Raw genomic sequence first — 18,311 nt, 5'->3', positions numbered from 1 at the left:
AACGGGTCAGAACTTGTATCTGGCGCCTACCATGAAGCGACGGTTGAGCTCCTGAGCGTACCAGAGCTCGTTCGTGTCGCGGCCATAGGTCCTGACGCTCTCTCGTGTGAGGTTGATGCCCTCGAGAGAAACGGCGATGTCCGGCGTGACGTCGTAGCTCACGTTGATGTCCAGCTGTCCGAAAGGCTTGTTGTAGACAGGGCTGTGGTAGGGAACCCGGTTCGTGTCCGAGAGGAAGGTACCCCGCCAATTGTACGCCAATCGAGCCGACACGCCGTACTTGTCGTATATCAACGTGGCGTTCGCGGTGTCGCTGAGGCCCAGCAGGGCGAACTGGTCGGCCGTGGGATCCGCGCCGTTGTCGTAGCCGACGTCACCGCGCACCAGGGTGTACGAGGCTGAAACGCCGAACCCCGTGCGACCGAAGAAGTGCTGCGCGGCCACCTCGAGCCCGTACAGTTCGGCATCGCGGTTGTTGATGGGACGGGTGATCTGGAACTGGTAGAGGGGATCACCCGCGCCGGCGGGCACGTCGTAAAGCGACGATATGGCGTTGGCGTAGTCGGAGTTCAGCGCGCGCGCGGCCAGATTGTAGTTGGAAGCGAATTCGGCGGTGGCCGCCGCGACCGAGCCGCGCTGTTGGATCAGAGCGCTCATCGTGAACAGGTTGGTTTCATTGAGATCGTAGCCCTGCGCCCGCAATGCCGCCACCGCCGCACCGGACGTCGTTCCGGCATTGCCCGAGGTCGCATTGCGAAGTCCGAACAGAGGAGCGTTGTACTGGCCGTTTCCGATGAAGTTGCGCACCCGCTTGTCGAAGAAGCCGATGGAAACGTAGCTGTCGGACTTGTAGTAGTACTCAAGCGAAAGATCGACATTGTCCGAAGTCAGCGGCTTCAATCCCGCATTGCCCGTCGACGCGGTCGGGATCTGTCCGAGCGCCGTGACGGCCGGGCTGACGATCTGCGTGGCGCTGAAGAGAGAGCCGTAGTTCGGTCGGGCGATCGTGCGGCTTGCGGAGAAACGGCCGATGAGATTTCTTGCCAGTTCGACCTGGAAGTCCATGGATGGAAGAAGACTGGTGTAGTGCCCCCTGTCGACCAGAGCACTGCTCTCGTCGCCGATGGTGATGTTGAAGTCTCCCCCCCGCCACAGGACGGCCGAGGGAATCGCCTGGACCGAAGTCGACTTGGTGGTGGTGCGCTCGAATCGGACTCCGGTCACCAGGGAGGCCGTACGCCCCGCAATCTCACCCTTCCACGTCAGCTGGCCATAGCCCGCCCAGATGTCCTCCCTGACGGCGTTGTTGACCCTTGCCGTGTCACTGAGATTCTTTCCCAGACCCGCGTAGTATGGCGAAAGGCCGGCGAACACCTTGGCGGCATCCCCCCGGTATGCGACGAGCGTCTCGGGATCCCGACCCGGATCGTAGTGGTCGAACTTGCACACGAGGCAGAAAGCCTGAAGCGCACCAGGGACCACCCGTTCGATATCGCCCGGATTGCTCAGCCCCCAGTCACCCAGGGTCTGGTTCTGGCCGCGGAGAAGCTGACGGGTGTCCGACGTCCGATAGTTCGCGCCGAAGTCGAACCGGCTGCCCTCCCCGAGGTCCCAACCGAAATCGGCCCGCAGCTCCTTGACCTTCTGCGTCTGCGTGGAGGCGGAGAGGCGAGCGATCGTCGACCCGACGGTCGTGAGATCGAGTGGTCGATTGCCGAGGGAGAACTGCGTGACCGGGATGGGACCGCTGTAGTCGACGGAGTGCTCCGCCACGACGATCGCGCCGACGCCCACGCGGGTGGAACTGTAGCCGTTCGGATTGTTCGGACGACTGGCCGAATTGCTGACGTGACCATCCACGCTGACGGAGAAGTTTTCAGCCAGATCCCACTTCGCGTTGAGGCCGAAATCGGTGAGGCGGCTCTTCTGCGCGCGGTTCTGCTCCTCGAAGCCGACATCCTTCAGGTTCGGCGTCGTCTCGTGCAGATACCTCGCCGTGCGAACCGGGCCATTCGGCACGAAACGCACCTCGTCGAAGGGCCGCGCGAACCAGATCTGCTGGCCCGATCGCACCTCCTGCTGCTTGTTCTCGGCGTACAGGGCATCGGCCGTCAGGGTCAGAGCCTCCGTCGGCCGGAACTGGACGACGGCCTGTCCATTCATACGCGTGCGGCTGCCTTCGGCATACTGGTAGCTGCTGTCGTCCGGTATCGCGACCAGCTGGCTCCCGTCCGTCGGCGCATTCTGCAGGATGGTGCAGTTCGGCTGCAGCGTCGTCGTGCCCGCAGGGCAGATGCCGCCGGCCCGGACGTAGTTACCGGGCACCGCAAAGTCGCTGTAGGGGATGATGTTCCAGTTGTTCGACTGGGCGGCCACAGACGTGAAGTTCCGCTTCTGATAGCTGCCGAACAGCGACACGCCGAACCGGTCGCTGGGATCCTTCCAGCTAAGCACTCCGGAGAACTCGGGTGTGACCTTCGCGCCGCAGTCGAGGCAGCCATCCACGCTCGTGTCGTAGACGCCCTTGACGCCGATGCTACCCGTCACGCCGCCGGTCTTGTTGTCCAGGGGGTGGCGGGTGACGACGTTGATCGTCGCGCCGATGCCACCCGAGGGAACCGCACCGCGGCCGGTCTTGTAGACCTCCAAAGTGCGCACGCCCTCCGATGCGAGATTGGAGAAGTCGAAGGACCGGCTCGTGCCGACGGCGTCATCGCCGAGGCCGTCTGAACCGACGACCTGCACGAGCGATGTCGCGAGGGTGCGGCCGTTCAGGGTCACGAGGTTATAGGCCGGGCCGAAGCCGCGAACCGTGACCAGCGAGCCTTCGCCGTTCGTGCGGTCGATGGAGACGCCCGTGATCCGCTGAAGGGATTCCGCGAGGTTCGTATCGGGGAACTTGCCGATGTCCTCCGCGGAGATCGCGTCGACGACGCCGAACGAGTTGCGCTTGATCGAGATCGAACGTTCGAGGGATGCCCGAACACCGGTGACGACGATGTCGTCGCTGGGGTCCGACCCGCCGGCGTCAGCCTGAGCCGTCGCCTCGCCAGCGACCGCGCCACCGGCGCCGACCTCTTGGGCGACTAGCGCGATCGCCCCCGTGCTTTCCGCGCGATAGCCGAAGCCGCTGCCCTCGAGGATCCTCGCCAGAGCCGCATCGGCGCTCATCTGACCGATCACGCCGGGACTCCGGGCGCCTTCGATCTGATCCGCCCGGTAGATCACCTGGCGCGCGGTCACCTTCGAATAAGCGTCGATGGCGGACTTCAAGGATCCTGCGGGAACTTCGAACCGCTGCAGTTGCGCCTGTGCGTGCGCCGGCGTCGCCATGGCCACGATGCAGACGCTCGACGATAGCGCCGCGAACAAAGTCCTCTTCATCATGCCTCTCCCCTTTGCCGCATCAAACTGCGGTCTGTGAAAGGGTAGACAGCCGGCTCGGGGAAAACCGTAACGCGCTCAGCTCGAAATAATGATGCGATCACCATCTTCCGCGATCTGGAGATGGTACGCTTCGCCGAGCAGCCGCGTGAAAGCCTCCATGTTGGTGGCCCGGAAGGATCCACCGATCGGGATCCCCGCCGCGGACATGTCGATGACCATCTGTCGACGGTTGTAGCGATTGAATTCCTTCGCAACGTCGGCCAGCCGCACGTGATCGAACTTGAGCAATCCGTTCCGCCAGGCGAGAGCGTCGGCGACGCGCGCTTCGGACTTCTGGGTGACCAGCGTCGAGGCTCCGTCGGTAACGGCCAGCACGCCGCCCGTTATCGTGGAGGAGTTCGCACCTGCCGACGCCGGGACGTCCGCGTCGTCGATCCTAACCCGACCTTCAAGAACCGACACGGTCATGCGTCCCCCGGCCCGCCGCACGGAGAACTTGGTACCCAGCACCGTTATCCGCTTCGCACCAGCGAAGATCACGAAGGGGTGTTCCGCATCACGCGCCACCGAGAAGAACGCCTCGCCATCATCCAACCATACGGTGCGGCTATCGTGTGAGACCGCGGTACGGACGGTCGTGCTCGTGTTAAGCTCGACGTTCGTCCCGTCGGCGAGCGTGACCGCCCTCTGCACCCCCACCGGTGTGACGAAACGACGGGTTTCCGCCTGGGCGTCCGGTCGCCCGACGAGATACGACGAAGCTCCAAATCCGATCGCCAGCGCCAGCGATGCCGCCAACGCCATCGGGCGCAGGGCACGACGTGGACGGACATCCACGCCACGACGCGCGCTGGACACCCCCAGAGCACCGATGCGATCGGCTTCCCGCCAGCTATGGGATAGCCGCCAGTATGCCGCCTTGTTCCTGTCCGACGCGGCTAGCCAGCCCTCAAGCTCGATCTGATCGCTCTCGGACCATACGCCGTTGTCGCGACGGATGATCCATTTCGCGGCGGCGTCCTGCGCCTCCTGCGTCGGACTCATATTCGCCCCTCCTTGCGGCGCCGAACCGCCGCCTTCTGACGGACGATCCTGCCCGAGCCGCCCAGCATGAAGTCGGCAAGCGCCTTCATCCCCATGGAGAGCTGACGTTCGACGGCATCGATGCCGATGCCCAGCCGCGCCGCCGTCTCGCGCGTATTCAGCCCATCGACCTTTCGGAGCAGTACGATCTCGCGGACGCGAGGCGAGAGCTGCTCGATGCCGTCCTTCGTCCGACGCAGGGCGTCGCGCGCGACGAGATGTCTTTCGGTGGCCGACACGTCGACCTCCCTCTCCATCGTTTCGAGATCCGCGACCATCTCGAAGGACACGATCTTCTGCCGCTTCGCGCGATTGATCAGGTGGTTGCGCGCGATCATGAGCATGAACGCCTGCGTGTTGTAGGGCAGCGCCTTCCGTGCTCCGGCGATCGCGAGTTCGTAAACGTCATGGGTCAGGTCGCGTACATCCTCGGCAACACGCCAGTTTCGCCGGATGAACTGCTCGAGACGACGCTCCAGCGGCAGAACCTCCTCGCAGAACCAGGCTTCCAGGGCATCATCGTCAACCATAGAAGACTGGTCCACTTCTCCGGGAGGTTCTGATCTATGCCAGTCGCCTCATGCATCTTCGTTAGACAAGCGAGCGACCCGCAACCGTAACGCACTTTCGTCAACACTGGCATTTCTGGTAGTGACGGAGCAGATGGCCGAGTATCTAGAGACGGATTGGACGGCGGTCGTACAGCGCTGACAAGCGAAGGCATGGTCTTCCTACCGGATCACGCCTCCTCAACCGCGACGGGCCCCATTTCCCACGACAGTGGCGATCAGGCAAGCCGCCGGGCGCTATCACGTGGCGCATCGACAAACCTCAAGGCGACGCTCCGCAGGCATGCGAGCGAGCCGTTCCGAACCGCGGCTCGTGGCAGCCGACCTCGCCGACAGCCTGCTCGCATTGCAAGCGATCGAAACAAGCGACGATCCGCAATTGAAGTTCAGTGGTTCCACTGCAGCTAAAGAGGCAGGTCGAAGAGTCCCTCGGTCGCACCGTGACGTTCAGGCAGCTTCCCGGTGGATTTCGCGATGACCTGCTCGAGAAGCATCGCGACCTCCTCCGGAGCGTGCTCCACGTTCTCCCGTAGCCGCTCGAGCACCGCCTCGCCCTGAGCGCGGTCCGATATCCAACCCTCAAGCAGGTCGGTCGACAGCTGCACAGATCGATGACGCTGCAGGAGCAGCATGACCAGCCGCGTGAAGATCTCGGGATCGCTGATCACCCTCGCGCCCTCCACGGCGAGTTGCTCCATGATGGAGCGGTGGAAGGCGACGATATGGTCTCCGTCTCGCTGAAGGAAGAAACCGTACTCTATCATCTCATCCAGGACCCGACGCGGGTCCGCCCGCTCGGCACCTCGTCCCGTTAGCCGCAAGGCCGCACCGATCAGCCTCTCCCCCGCCTGCTCCTCCATATGGCTCTCGCCATGCATCAGCATCATGAGCGCCGTCGTCCGGACCACATCCCCCATCAGCGCGGGATCGAGCGTGAGCGCACGCCTGTACTGCCCCTTCGTCGTGTCGTGCCGCTTCAGCATGTACTCGACGAACACCGGTCCGACCCGGTGACCCATGTCCGGCACCCTCCCATATCCGCTGAAGGTCAGGCCCGCGATCTGACCGAGGAGTGGATTGGCGAGGAGCGGACTGTCCTCGGGCAACTGGGCAATCATCTTCGCCAGCGTGCCCGGTTCCCCCAGATCGGTCATCCGCAACGCCTGACCACGTGTGAATGGCATGATGGTCAGCATCTCCGCGTCGAACGGAGGTCGCGCCAGGCTCGCCGCCGGGCGTGAGCAGAGAAGAATGGAGAGATCCGGGTGGTCCTCGACCAAGCCCGCGATCCGCTGATCGAACAGCGACCGTTGCTCCGACGCGATCTCGTCATATCCATCCAACAGCAGGATGGTCCGACGGCGATGCAGTGCATGGTCAAGCGCCGTCGGAAAGGCGCCCAGCCCCTGAGCTATCGCCGAGACGAGTGGCAGGTCAGCGTTGAGGTTCCTGAACGAGGCGCTGAGGATCAGCGGCTCGTCTAGGGCTGCGGCAGCTCCTTCTTCACCAGGAGTGCCGGAACCATGCTGCGGCGTATGAACCTCCGACGACTTCTGGAGGTCGAACGCGAGCTTCCTGAACAGCATCGTCTTGCCCATGCCGGCGGCACCGATGATCACAGCCTTGTAGCCCGTGGTCTTCCGGACCTGCTCCAGCAGCATGTGGTATGCGATAGAGTGTCCATCCGCCCTGCGCATCATGGGTTCGACGAAGAACTTCTCGAGCGCGAACCGCTGTCCGAACATCTGGACGTGGGGCAGCGACCTGGCCTGCAACGCGAGCGCCTGCCCGAGCTGCTTCTCGGTTTCGCGTTCCAGCATGTCTCCCGCGGCCGCCGACGCCCCTGCGTGATCGGTCCGGACCGCCCGCCTGAGATAACACGCCACCACGCCGCCGGCCTGCTCGAAACGCAGGGCGTCATTCCCCATGGTCTCGCGGAACGCCTTCAGAACATGGAAGCCGCGACCGAGACCCTCGACCGTGCCGAGCTTGTTGAGGAAGTTGGCGACGCGGCGGTTGCCGGTAAGGGACTTTCCCGGTCTCTCCAATAGAGCCTCCCAACCATGCCCGTCGGGGAAGGCGCCGGGGTTGACGATCTCGATCTGCCTCTCGTCGATGTGCACCTGGACACGACCGCGTCCGACGAAGTCACGATGGGTCAACGCGTTGGCGACGACCTCGCGCAGAACGGCCGGTTCGATCTCGAACCGGTCGCTGCGGGAGCCCGATGCATCGAACGTCGAATGTGTATCGAGATGCCGCAGGAGCAGTTCGATGAAACGATCGTACTGCTGGACGAGTGTGCCTTCCACCTGCTGGGCGACCAGGGAGCCGCTCGCCTTGTCGCCGACCGAGAAGATCGACGCCACGTCGGGGAAGAATCGATGAGGCGCCTTCCCGAAGCAGAGTATCGCCGCGGCGCTCGGACGATCGTCACCCACCGCGGACAGCATTCCGAGCTGCTGAGCGGCCTGCAGAGGGTCGGCGGGCGCACTGGGGTGGCGACCGGCGAATGCCTGAATGGCGGCCTCGTCCAGATCGGCGAAGGTCGCGCCGGCGGGCGGGAGCGCAAGCGGATCGCCGTCGAGGCGCGGCTTCCTCTCGTCCAATCCGTCCACGAGAGCTCCCGAGACGTTGGTCGCGATCCAGAACGCCCCCTCCCCCTGGATGACGCTGTACGTAGGCGTCTGCCGCGTCAGAATGCCATCGCCCCGCTCGCCGAGCTTGCGACGGACATGCGTCACCACATCCGTCACGGATATCATGCCCTCCGGCGTCCGGATTCCATCGAGGCCGGTCCTGATCCCTTCGCACAGGTAATGGGTGAAGAGGCTGCCATGGCCCGGAACCTCCCTGCTAAGCTCCGTCTCCCGGCATGAGGACAAAACGCATGAGCCCGCGCTGACGGGGAAGGTGGCGCCGGACTTCAGACCGGCCGCTGCAGCTCCCCCGGAGTAACAGCTGTCGACGATGAACAGGTTGCGTCTACCGCTAGTGGGCGCGAGGAGGCTTGCCACCACGTCGAACGCGGCGGATTGGGTGCCGTCGAACTCGAAGGCGAACTGGTTTCGTTCCGAGCGCCCGTGGCCGGTGAAATAGAGGACGCGCTGGCTGACTTCCTTCGTCAGCTCGACGAAATCACACAGCGCCTTCATGAATTCGCCAGTCGTCGCGCAATCGATCAGGGGCTCGATCGGCATGAACATCTCGGCCCCGCCGAAACGCGGATCCATCAGCGTTTCCCGGATCTTGGTGCAGTCGTCCGCGCCGTACAGAAGTGGAGGATCCGCCTTCGCGCTACAGACAAAGAGTGCTCGCTGTGTCATTCGGCCCCGAGCTTATGGAAAAGGAGTTGCATGTGGGTCTGCAGATATCGCTCAATGGTAGCTTCGATGCCAGCGTCTCGCCGGACCTGCGGGAGCTGGCCGACCTGCTACGTGCGGAAGGTGTCCACGCGACGCCTGCCACGGTGGGTGTGGAAGGATCGAAGTCCGCCATCATGATCGGGCTGTCGATCGCAAGCCTCACCATGAGCTCGATCAGCACGACCATCACCGTATTAAACTTCTGGCAATCGCAGAAGAAGAAGAGGTATCGCGTGGTCCTGCACGATCGGGGACAGTCGATCTCGATAGCCGATCTCGCCAGCGAGGCCCTGGAAAGGATCGCCGCCGATTCGTCGCCGCAGATAACGATCGAGAAGGTGTAGGACACGCGCAGCGCCGCGCTCGAACCATGCGGTGCGAAGGCGGAAGGCGTCGCCGCATCGCATCGTTCCATCTGAAATCACGGCCGGCGGGGATCGCGGTTGGCCTCCTGATCGAAATGGATAATGCTCCCGCCTACGCCGACAGGGCCACGGCCGGCGTGGTGGACGTCTCTTGCCGGTGCGGCACCCGCTGAGCCGACGAGCCTGTTGTCCGCGGGACGGACATACGTATGCGCTGGGGCGCATGTCGGGCCTAGCGTCGACAAGCGGCTCATCATCATCGACGCCAATCCTGCATCGGCGGCAGGAACGCCTCCAATGCAGGAGACACGTTCGAGGGCGGATAGAAATGGCTGATCATGTGAGAGGCTGCAACATTGGGTCGGAGCGAAAGCTGTGATCGTGTCGAGGTTCAGTGGACGGGCTTCCAATGTCACGAAAGATCAACCTCTCGGGTTAGCCCTCTTCCTTGAAACCGATCGGTTCACTAGGGTCGTCGCGAGCGGACCAACCAAGTTCGCCTCCAGGAGACGACGATCTGACCCGGCCAGCAAGCATAACGAACGGATGTGACGACGAGGGGAAAACCAAGGTCCCCATTGGCAATGGCGACGTGGGCGTCGGGACGATAGGTGATCCCGCGGCCGGTAAATCGTCCAGGTCCGCGTCCGCGTCCGACGGAGTACCGAAGCGCGCGCCAAAGGGGAGACCGTCGCCCGCCGCCATCTTGGCTCGCCGCGCCATCGTGATCGACGCCGCTCGCGAAGAATTCCTTTTGCATGGGTATCGCGCCGCAACCATGGAGCGCATTGCCCGAAGCGCAGGTGTGTCGAAGCGCACGCTGTATCTCTGGCACCGGGACAAGGCCGCCCTGTTCGAAGCCTGCATCGTCGATGGCACGGCGGAGCTAGATCTGCCACCGCTCGATCCCGGAACCGACCTCGAGGCTTCGCTGCACGAATATGGTGCGGCCCTGCTGCCCGCCCTCTCCAGCGACTATTCGCTGAAGATGACGAGGCTCCTGTTCCGGGAAGGACCGGAATTCGAGGCGGTGAGGCACGCCCTGGAAGTGGGTAGCGGCCTCATCACCGCTCCGGTCGCAGATCTTCTCGCGCAGAGAGGGATCGCGGCCGACGATGCTGGCCGTTTGGCGGAAGCGTTCATCGTCATGCTCCTTTCCGGCATCCAGCGCGCCGCCGCCGCTGGCACCTCGGCACCCGATGCGGACGACGGCATGCGACATCTGAATTTCGTGATCAGGCTGTTCCGCGAAGGTCTGCAACCTTGGCAGTTTACCACCTGATCACGGCGTCCAGTCCATGTCGCAACAAAGACGCAGCGCGCTCGTCCAAACGTCCGGAACCGCCATCCACAAGGAGACGGGCGGCCGGCGCGGCGAAGCCGAACATCTTTACAAATCGCCTAGATCGTACGATTGGGGGGCTAATCACAAAAGGGGAGGATTTTGATGAACCTGACTCGCCGCAGTCTGCTGGCCACCAGTGCCATCGTCATGGCGACTCCCGCATGGTCCCAGACGACGACGATCTATCGCGACCGCCGGGCGCCGATCGCCGACCGCGTCCGCGATCTTCTGGGGCGAATGACGCTGGAGGAGAAGGCGGCGCAGCTATGCTGCATCTGGTTCCGCAAGGACAAGATCCTCGATCTCAAGACCGGTGAATACTCTCCGGAAAAGGCTGCCAAGGTGATGCCCGATGGCATCGGTCAGATCGGTCGACCGTCGGATACGGCGGGGCTCGCCAGGTACGCGATCACCGCCTTCCGCGAGCCCGAAGAGACCGTGACCTTCATGAACGCGGCGCAGCGGCACGCCGTCGAAGGCACGCGTCTGGGTATTCCTCTGATCTTCCACGAGGAGACGGCCCACGGCCTCGCGGTCAAGGGGGCCACCAGCTTCCCGGTGCCCCCTGCCCTCGGAAGCACCTGGGACCCGGAGCTGATCGAAAGGATCTTCACGTACACCGCACGTCAGGCCCGTACCCGCGGCGTGACCGTGGCGTTGAGCCCCGTGCTCGACCTCGTCCGCGACCCCCGCTGGGGGCGCAACGAGGAATTCTTCGGCGAAGACCCGCATCTGGTCGGCGAGATGGGACTCGCGGCGGTACGCGGCCTGCAGGGCCCGACGCGGCCGGTCGGTCCCGACCGCCTGTTCGCGACCCTCAAGCACTTCATCCACGGCGCCCCCCAGAACGGGATAAACGTCGGACCGTCGGACATGTCGGAGCGCATGCTGCGCGAGACCTACCTTCCGCCCTTCGCCAAGGCGATCCGGAAGGGCAAGGCAGCGATCGTGATGCCGTCGTACAACGAGGTCGGAGGTGTCCCGGCCCACGCGAACCGTCACCTGCTGCAGGAGGTCGGCCGCGAGCTTCTCGGGTTCGAGGGGCTCTATCTTAGCGACTATGGCGGCATCGACGAACTCGTCGGTCTCCATAAGATGGGCGATGGTCCCGAGGACGCCGCCGCCCTGGCGATGCATGCCGGCGTCGACGTGGATCTTCCGGACAGCGTCGCCTATAAAACGCTGCCCGCCCTGGTCCGCAGCGGCCGGGTTCCGGTGGCGAGCGTCGATGCCGCCGTCGCGAGGGTCCTATCCTTGAAGTTCGAGGCGGGGCTCTTCGAGCAGCCCTATGTCGACGTCCGCCGAGCGGCGAAGGTCCTGACGGACCCGGCCGGCGCCGCGCTCGCGCGCACCGCGGCGCAGAAGGCTCTCGTGCTGCTCAAGAACGACGGCATCCTCCCTCTCGATCCTTCTCGCAAGATGACGCTGGCCGTGATCGGCCCCAACGCGAAGGAGGCCGTCCTCGGCGGTTACTCCGGGCTCCCTGAGCACGCCGTCGGCGTGCTCGAGGGCATAACGGCCGCAGCTGGGGGCGCCATGCGCGTCGAGCATGCGGACGGAGTCTGGATCACTCAGCCTGACGCCCGCGGGCAGCGCCTGCCCACGCGTCCAGCCAAGTCCGTACCGCCTGCGGACAATGCAGCCCGTATCAAGGAGGCTGCCGCGCTCGCCGCGCGGTCGGACGTCGTTCTCCTTGTGGTCGGTGACAACGAGCAGGTCACGCGGGAGACGATCAGCGCCGCCGCACCCGGCGACCGCGACACCCTCAACCTCTACGGCGATCAGGATGCGCTCGTCGAGGCGGTGCTCGCCACCGGCAAGCCGGTCGTCGCGCTGCTGCTCAACGGGCGCCCCCTCGCCGTCAACACGCTGGCGGACAAGGCGAACGCCCTGGTGGAGGGTTGGTATCTCGGCGAGCAGGGTGGAAACGCCGTCGCCGACATGATCTTCGGGAAGATCAGTCCGGGCGGCAAGATGGCCGTCTCGATCCCACGTTCCGTCGGTGATCTGCCGTCGTTCTACAACCGTCACCCCTCTTCGGACAAGTCGCCCTACGTCGAGGGCAAGCGACGGCCTCTATACCCGTTCGGCCACGGCCTGAGCTACACGACCTTCGTGCTCGCCGCTCCGCGCCTGAATGCGACGGAGATCGATCGGAACGGCCGTTTCCGCGTCGATGTCGACGTGACGAACAGCGGTAGCAGAGCGGGAGACGAGGTCGTGCAGGTCTATATCCGCGACATGGTGTCGTCGGTCCCCCGCCCCACTCTCGAGTTGAAGGCGTTCCGCCGCGTCACTTTGAAGCCAGGGGAGCGCCGAACGGTGTCGTTCGACCTCGGCCCCGACGAGCTCGCCTTCTGGGACGCCGACATGAAGTGGACGGTCGAACCCGGCGCGTTCCGCATCTATTCCGGGAACAGCTCCGCGTCGCTCGACTACGCCACCTTGACGGTACGCTAGGAGGCGGGTCGTGGGGCGCGTCCGTTTCCGCTCCAAGGTTCAAACGAAGCCGACGCGCCCAGTCGAGACGCAATACCGGCCCGCAGATCAGGGCGGATCGCGCGCTTGCCGCTGAACCGCATGGCAGATCGATCTGCCCAGACTGGGAGACTACGATGCGAATGCTGCTGAAGATCTCGATAGCGACCCTGCTAGCCGGTGCGTTCGGTCCACCCGCCTTCGCGGATGGTCCGAGCGCGGAAGGCTGGATCAGCCATCCTGCCGCGGCGGCGGACACCGTCCCGGTCGTGCTGCACTTCCGCAGGGCGTTCGAGCAGTCCACCGTTCCCGTCCGCTTCCCGATCCGGGTGACCGCGGACAACCGCTTCATCCTGTTCGTCAACGGGGCACGGGTCGCGTCAGGGCCGTCCACGGGCGACGTGAACCATTGGCGTGACCAGACCATCGACATAGCTTCCCATCTGCGGCGTGGACCCAATGTCGTGGCGGCGGTGGTGTGGAACGGTGTGCAGCCTGTGCGGATCCCGCCCAACATCTCGCCCCTCGGCATGGATGGGCTACGTTACGCCGCCAGACTCAAGCAGACCTCACCGAGCTTTCAGCAGAGTGTAGCCACCGGCTTCCGGCTGATCGACGAGCACGTCGGCGCGAGCATCTCGACCGACGGACCGGGCTGGCGTGTGAAGATCGAGAACGGCCGAGGATTCACCCCAAGCCAGAAGCAGCTCAGCGATCAGCTCTACTATCTCGCCGCGCCTCCCGAGTTCATCGACGCGGCGAAGAGCGATTTCACCTGGACCGGGCCGATGGAGACCGGTGCCGGCTGGCAGGCCGCGGTGCCGGCGCCCGCCGCCGCGAAGCGCGGGATGGTCCTGGACCGTCTCCCGCCCCAGTCATACTCGCCAGCGTCCGTCGGCAGAGTCGTGAGGACCGACCTGCCCGGAGGCACGAACTTCCCCTCGAAGCCCGTCACGATCCCGGCGAACTCCAAGGCGACCCTGCTGATCCAGCGCGACGCGATGATCTCGGCGTATCCCGGGCTGGACGTGTCCGGCGGCGCGGGCGCCACCGTGACGGTGAAATGGGCCGAAGCGCTCTACGACGAGAAGCTGCACAAGGGTGACCGCAACGTCATCGGAAACCTGAAGCCGCAGGGCATCTTCGACACCTTCATGCCCGACGGCCAGCCGCGCAGCTTCGAGACGTTGTGGTGGCGGACGTGGCGATATGCCGAGATCAACGTGCAGACGAAAGGCCAGCCGCTGACGCTGCGCGGGATGCGCGTCAACGAGACGGGATACCCCTTCGCGAAGGTGGCTGACTTCACGAGCAGCGATCCGTCATTGAAGCGCATCTTCGACATAGGTTGGCGTACCGCGAGGGTCGATGCGCACGAGACCTACATGGACTCGTCGTACTGGGAACAGCTGCAGTACGCAGGCGACGCCCGGCTGCAGATGCTCATCTCCTACTCCGTCTCCGGAGATCCGCGGCTTGCGGAACAGGCGATCGACATCTTCGCCGCATCCGACATCGACGGGGGATTGATGGACGGAGCCTATCCGCAGCGCTTCACGAACGTCATCGCGCCGTTCTCGCTCCTCTGGGTCGGCATGCTGGACGACTGGCGCGCACGTCAACCCGATACGGCTCCGCTGGTCCGCAACGTCGCGCGCATGCGCAAGGTGCTGGACTGGTTCGCCCGGTTCCAGCAGCCGAGCGGGCTTCTCGGCCTGACGCCGCAATGGAACTTCATCGACTGGGCCGGCCAGTCGGTAAACGACCGCACGCGTTTCCCCTCGTACGGGACGACCAACGAGAGCTGCCTCGTGAGCGTCGCGTACCTCGGCGCTCTCCAGCAGGGCGCGCGGGTCGAGGCGACGGCGGGCGACCAGACCGTCGCCTCGGAAGATGCATCGCGTGCGGAGCGGCTCGCGGCGGCCATCCGCGAACGTTGCTGGAAGCCCGCTCGAGGCCTATTCGCGGACAACCCGTCGGGGGATCTCTACAGCCAGCACATGAACGCGCTGGCCATCCTCTACGACGTTGCATCCCCCGCGGAAGCGCCCGGCATCCTCAACAGGATCGTCGTGCCCGCAAAGGGCATCGATGCTCCCGAGGGCATGTTCACCACCAGCTACTACTTCGCATGGTATCTCGCGCAGGCCTTCGCCCATGCCGGTCAGGGCGACCGCTACCTGCAGCTGCTTGACACGTGGCGCGACCTCCTGAAGCTCAACTACACGACCTGGCCGGAGGAACGTGGCCATCCCCGCTCGGACACCCATGCATGGAGTGCCCACCCGACGGCCGACCTCCTCGGCATCGTCGCCGGGATCGGACCGGGATCGGCGGGCTACCGCACGCTGCGCGTCGCGCCCAGCATCGGCACGCTTACGGAGGTGGACGCCACCGCGGCGACCCCAGCGGGCCCGGTGAAGGTGCGCTATCGCGTTTCCGGCGAACGACTATCCGTGGAGATCGACCGGCCCGCATCCTTGCCGGGCGAATTCGTCTGGCGCGGCCGCGCGTATCCCCTGAAGTCGGCAAGGACCCGCCTGATCGTGTCGAGATGACCAGCGGCAGGATCAGCATCGAGGTGTGTGATCCTGCCGACGCGGCTGGCAGCGAGGATCAGGCCAGCGCGTTGCGTCGGATGACCTCCCGGTACCAGCTGGCGCTGAGCTTGGGCATGCGACGTTGGGTCTCGAAGTCCGTGTAGAAGATGCCGAACCGCTTCGACTTGCCTTCCGCCCATTCGAAATTGTCCATCAGGCTCCAGAGGAAGTAGCCGTCGACGGGATACCCCTCGGCGGAGGCGCGGTGGAGATGGGTCAGGTAGTTGCGCAGGAACATGATGCGATCCGTATCCTGAATCCGTCCGTCGACCAGCCTGTCGTCGGCGACGCAGCCGTTCTCGGATATGTAGATCGACTTGGGCTTCCAGGTCTCGCTGACAAGCCGCACCCCCCAGTATGCGGCCTCCGGACCGACGTTGAGCCAAGGCAGGGTCATGCGGGGGAACGACCGCGGCGCCGGGATGACGGCGTACCCCTTCGCGCTGCCCGGGTCCGACCGGACATAGGCCGGGCCGTAGACGTTGATGCCCAGGAAGTCGATCGGGCTGCCGATGGTCCTCATGTCGCCGGGGGCGACACTGGGCATGTTCCCCTTCAACGAAGCCAGATAGGCGTCCGGATAGGCACCGTGGAAGATCGCGGGAAGGTAGGCAAGGTTTTCCCCGATCATCGCCTTGCGAGCGGCTGAGACGTGCTCGGGCGACTCGATCACGGGCACGGTGACCGTCGGGTTCTCGGCCAGACCGACGCGCGTTCCGGTCCGGGCACCGGCTCGGATCGACTGCACGCCCAACCCGTGGGCGAGAAGTGCATGGTGGCGCACCTGGCTGAACACGCCGGCGGGAAGGCGCAGTCCAGGCGCCTGATTGCCGTAGCGGTGACCGTTATCGACGAAGGAGCCGAACTCGTTAGTCGTCATGAAGTGCCGAACACGGTCGGAGAGCTGCTCCGCCATGTAGCCTGCATAGTCCGCGAAGGCTGCTGCCGTGTCGCGGGACTGCCAACCGCCGGGTAATGCGCTGGGTAGGTCCCAGTGATAAAGCGTGACGTACGGTTCGATGCCGTTTTCGAGGAGGTTGTCCACGACACGCTTGTAGTGATCCAGCCCCTTCTGATTGGGCGTACCGCGTCCTTCGGGGAATATCCGCGACCAGGATGTCGAGAACCTGTAGGAATTGGCGCCGATGCTCTTCAACAGCCCGGTGTCTTCGCGATAGCGGTGATAGCTGTCGCAGGCGACGACGCCGTTGCTGCCGTCGGCAACCCTGCCGGGCAGTTGGACGAAGTCGTCCCATATCGATGGGCCACGCCCATCCTCCCGCACCGCGCCTTCAATTTGATACGCGGCGGTGGCACAGCCCCAACGGAATCCCTTCGGAAAGCGATGCTCGGACGTCTTTGCTGACGCGCGAGATTCGGCGAATCCGGAGGCTGCCGCCAAGGCGACGAGACCGGCACTAATTTCCCGACGGTTCGGTGCGAAGGGCATCTTCTTTTCTTTCAAATTCTTCACGTGCGCCTCATCTCGACCGCGACGGTCCTGTGCCCGAGGCGCTCCGCACGTTGAGGATCACGCGCCGATACGACGTGAGCGCGGGGCGGCCCGTATCGGTTACCGCCAGGATAAGATGCGCGACGCCGGATGAGCACTTCAGCGCCGTGGGGATCCACTGCGGTCGACACGCCGCCGTCGGTGTGACCGTGGCGCTCGATCGGTTAACACCATCGATCCTGACGGCCGCCATCGAGCGGCCGGGAGAGAAACCCGCCTCGGCATAGTGGTACCAGCGATACGTCAGACGCTGCCGAAGATCAGGATCTCGTGAACCACTGGCATCCAACGTCACCGGCTCCCCGACCCGCGCATCGATCATCAGTGGCGCCGTGCCTTTGGAACCGTCGATGGCTACGACCGGATGATGATTCGCCTGTTCGGGCGGCTGCATTGTCCAGAGGATACGCGCGGCGAAATCGTTCTGGAACGCGGCGCGCCACCGCCAGACCGTGGCTTGATCCGACGTATGGATGCGCCCATCGACCCCGGTGACAGTATCGGAGGATGTCACTCGGCCGAACGGGTCCCCGCCCTGCGTCCATATGGCACGATCCTCACCATATGGCTGGCGTCGCACGTAGCGCCCACCCCATCCTCCCCAGCTCGGATCGCGCATACTGGCCAGGCCATTGTCCGTGAGGCCGAGAAATGCAGGGGTGTCCCCTTCCATGATGAATGCAAAACGGGGATAGTGCGCGCCCAGGGGGCCCTTGCGGATGTGGGCGTCAAGCCACTCGTTGGTGACATACTTCTCTTCCGCACCCTCGCCATTCTTATAGAAGCGATCACCGCTGATGCCGGTCCAAGTTGCACTCGCGTAGTTTCCATTGTCGGGACGTGACGGGCTGACGACATAAAAGAGGCCCGGAAATTCCCGCCGGATCCAAGGTCCCGCGTCATCCTGGTCCGAGATCGAGTACACGCGCAACTTGCCGATGAAGCTGTCGAGCTCCGCTGCGGTTCGGGTGGCGCGGACGGTCTCGAGCGCCTGCGCCAGCGTGTTGGCTCCCCCCCAGACGCTGATCCACAGCGGGCGCGAATCAGGTCTGTCGGCGGCGTCGATGATCAGCTTGGCGCCGGGTGACGTTCTCCCCTCACCCACCGCCGCCATGCCAAAGCCACTCTGCCCAGCGACAACCGAAGCGGAAAGGCTATCCGCCGTCGGCCACCCATCCGCGTTGCGGAGAAGGTTCGGACGGACGGTCGCATAGGCATCGATGATAGAACGGATTGTTTGCGGATTGACCGTCGTGCGCAGCCAGGTGGAAGTGACGGCGACCAAACCCTCCACGTCGATTTCATTCGTGTAGAGCATGAGCCTGACCATCGACATCTGGTCGTCGGGTTCGTTGCCTATGTCGCTCAGCACTATGAGGCGCGTCCGCTCGGCATGGGCGGCCTCGCGTGTGACAGCTTGCCGGCGGGCGGCGGCCCCGACCGGGCTGAGAACAATGGCGAGACCGGCTAATGACCAAATGCAACCTGAAACCAGCACCCTCCAAATCCGGGGGCGGCAGCTGGTCTCTATCTTCGGACGGATGTCCATGTCGTCGCCCTCGGAATTCGCAGCTCGAAACGGGCGACCGACCTTTGCGGATCGATC

The 18,311-nt window shown here is 64.4% G+C and carries 10 protein-coding genes; 4 read left to right on the top strand and 6 right to left on the bottom strand.

Going from position 1 to position 18,311, the window contains the following annotated elements:
• Positions 1 to 6 precede the first annotated feature (6 nt).
• The 4 genes from HD841_RS04530 to HD841_RS04515 all read right to left on the bottom strand — a co-directional run bounded on the left by HD841_RS04530 (position 7) and on the right by HD841_RS04515 (position 8,365).
• Positions 7 to 3,387, bottom strand: a complete 3,381-nt coding sequence (locus HD841_RS04530) for a TonB-dependent receptor (protein ID WP_257015220.1) — start codon at positions 3,385 to 3,387, stop codon at positions 7 to 9.
• A gap of 75 nt (positions 3,388 to 3,462) precedes the next feature.
• Positions 3,463 to 4,431 (bottom strand): FecR family protein, encoded by a 969-nt coding sequence (locus tag HD841_RS04525; protein ID WP_179507655.1) that lies wholly within the window; start codon positions 4,429 to 4,431, stop codon positions 3,463 to 3,465.
• Positions 4,428 to 5,000: an RNA polymerase sigma factor gene (locus tag HD841_RS04520; protein WP_179507654.1), complete on the bottom strand. Its 573-nt coding sequence runs from the start codon at positions 4,998 to 5,000 to the stop codon at positions 4,428 to 4,430. The genes HD841_RS04525 and HD841_RS04520 overlap by 4 nt, the downstream gene beginning before the upstream one ends.
• Positions 5,001 to 5,443: 443 nt before the next feature.
• The gene (locus HD841_RS04515; RefSeq protein ID WP_179507653.1) at positions 5,444 to 8,365 is read right to left on the bottom strand and encodes a caspase family protein; all 2,922 of its coding nucleotides are present in this window, start codon (positions 8,363 to 8,365) and stop codon (positions 5,444 to 5,446) included.
• On the opposite strand from HD841_RS04515, the gene HD841_RS04510 reads away from it, so the two are divergent.
• From HD841_RS04510 to HD841_RS04495, 4 genes are all read left to right on the top strand, one after another.
• On the top strand, positions 8,359 to 8,748 hold the full coding sequence (locus HD841_RS04510) for a hypothetical protein (protein WP_179507652.1): 390 nt from the start codon (positions 8,359 to 8,361) through the stop codon (positions 8,746 to 8,748). The two genes, HD841_RS04515 and HD841_RS04510, sit on opposite strands and share 7 nt — an antisense overlap.
• A gap of 745 nt (positions 8,749 to 9,493) precedes the next feature.
• Positions 9,494 to 10,051 carry a TetR/AcrR family transcriptional regulator gene (locus tag HD841_RS04505; protein ID WP_179507651.1) on the top strand — a complete coding sequence of 186 codons (558 nt, stop codon included), beginning with the start codon at positions 9,494 to 9,496 and terminating at the stop codon, positions 10,049 to 10,051.
• 165 nt (positions 10,052 to 10,216) lie between these two features.
• Positions 10,217 to 12,574 carry a glycoside hydrolase family 3 N-terminal domain-containing protein gene (locus HD841_RS04500; RefSeq protein ID WP_179507650.1) on the top strand — a complete coding sequence of 786 codons (2,358 nt, stop codon included), beginning with the start codon at positions 10,217 to 10,219 and terminating at the stop codon, positions 12,572 to 12,574.
• A 155-nt stretch (positions 12,575 to 12,729) separates the two neighbouring features.
• Positions 12,730 to 15,150: an alpha-L-rhamnosidase-related protein gene (locus HD841_RS04495; protein WP_179507649.1), complete on the top strand. Its 2,421-nt coding sequence runs from the start codon at positions 12,730 to 12,732 to the stop codon at positions 15,148 to 15,150.
• Positions 15,151 to 15,208: 58 nt separating this feature from the next.
• Here the strand turns inward: HD841_RS04495 and HD841_RS04490 are convergent, their stop codons facing one another.
• Together HD841_RS04490 and HD841_RS04485 are read right to left on the bottom strand one after the other, a co-directional pair.
• Positions 15,209 to 16,642, bottom strand: a complete 1,434-nt coding sequence (locus tag HD841_RS04490; protein WP_179508098.1) for a GH1 family beta-glucosidase — start codon at positions 16,640 to 16,642, stop codon at positions 15,209 to 15,211.
• Between the two features lie 31 nt (positions 16,643 to 16,673).
• Positions 16,674 to 18,254: a DUF1593 domain-containing protein gene (locus HD841_RS04485; protein WP_179507648.1), complete on the bottom strand. Its 1,581-nt coding sequence runs from the start codon at positions 18,252 to 18,254 to the stop codon at positions 16,674 to 16,676.
• Between the last annotated feature and the right edge of the window lie 57 nt (positions 18,255 to 18,311).

Source organism: Sphingomonas melonis (genome assembly GCF_013409985.1).
GTDB lineage: Bacteria > Pseudomonadota > Alphaproteobacteria > Sphingomonadales > Sphingomonadaceae > Sphingomonas > Sphingomonas melonis_A.
This window is presented reverse-complemented; position numbering and strand designations above follow the sequence as displayed.

Coding starts and splice junctions, on each gene's coding strand:
- HD841_RS04495 (WP_179507649.1), top strand. CDS start 12,730: ATGCGAATGCTGCTGAAGATCTCGATAGCGACCCTGCTAGCCGGTGCG.
- HD841_RS04530 (WP_257015220.1), bottom strand. CDS start 3,387: ATGATGAAGAGGACTTTGTTCGCGGCGCTATCGTCGAGCGTCTGCATC.
- HD841_RS04515 (WP_179507653.1), bottom strand. CDS start 8,365: ATGACACAGCGAGCACTCTTTGTCTGTAGCGCGAAGGCGGATCCTCCA.
- HD841_RS04520 (WP_179507654.1), bottom strand. CDS start 5,000: ATGGTTGACGATGATGCCCTGGAAGCCTGGTTCTGCGAGGAGGTTCTG.
- HD841_RS04485 (WP_179507648.1), bottom strand. CDS start 18,254: ATGGACATCCGTCCGAAGATAGAGACCAGCTGCCGCCCCCGGATTTGG.
- HD841_RS04490 (WP_179508098.1), bottom strand. CDS start 16,642: ATGCCCTTCGCACCGAACCGTCGGGAAATTAGTGCCGGTCTCGTCGCC.
- HD841_RS04500 (WP_179507650.1), top strand. CDS start 10,217: ATGAACCTGACTCGCCGCAGTCTGCTGGCCACCAGTGCCATCGTCATG.
- HD841_RS04525 (WP_179507655.1), bottom strand. CDS start 4,431: ATGAGTCCGACGCAGGAGGCGCAGGACGCCGCCGCGAAATGGATCATC.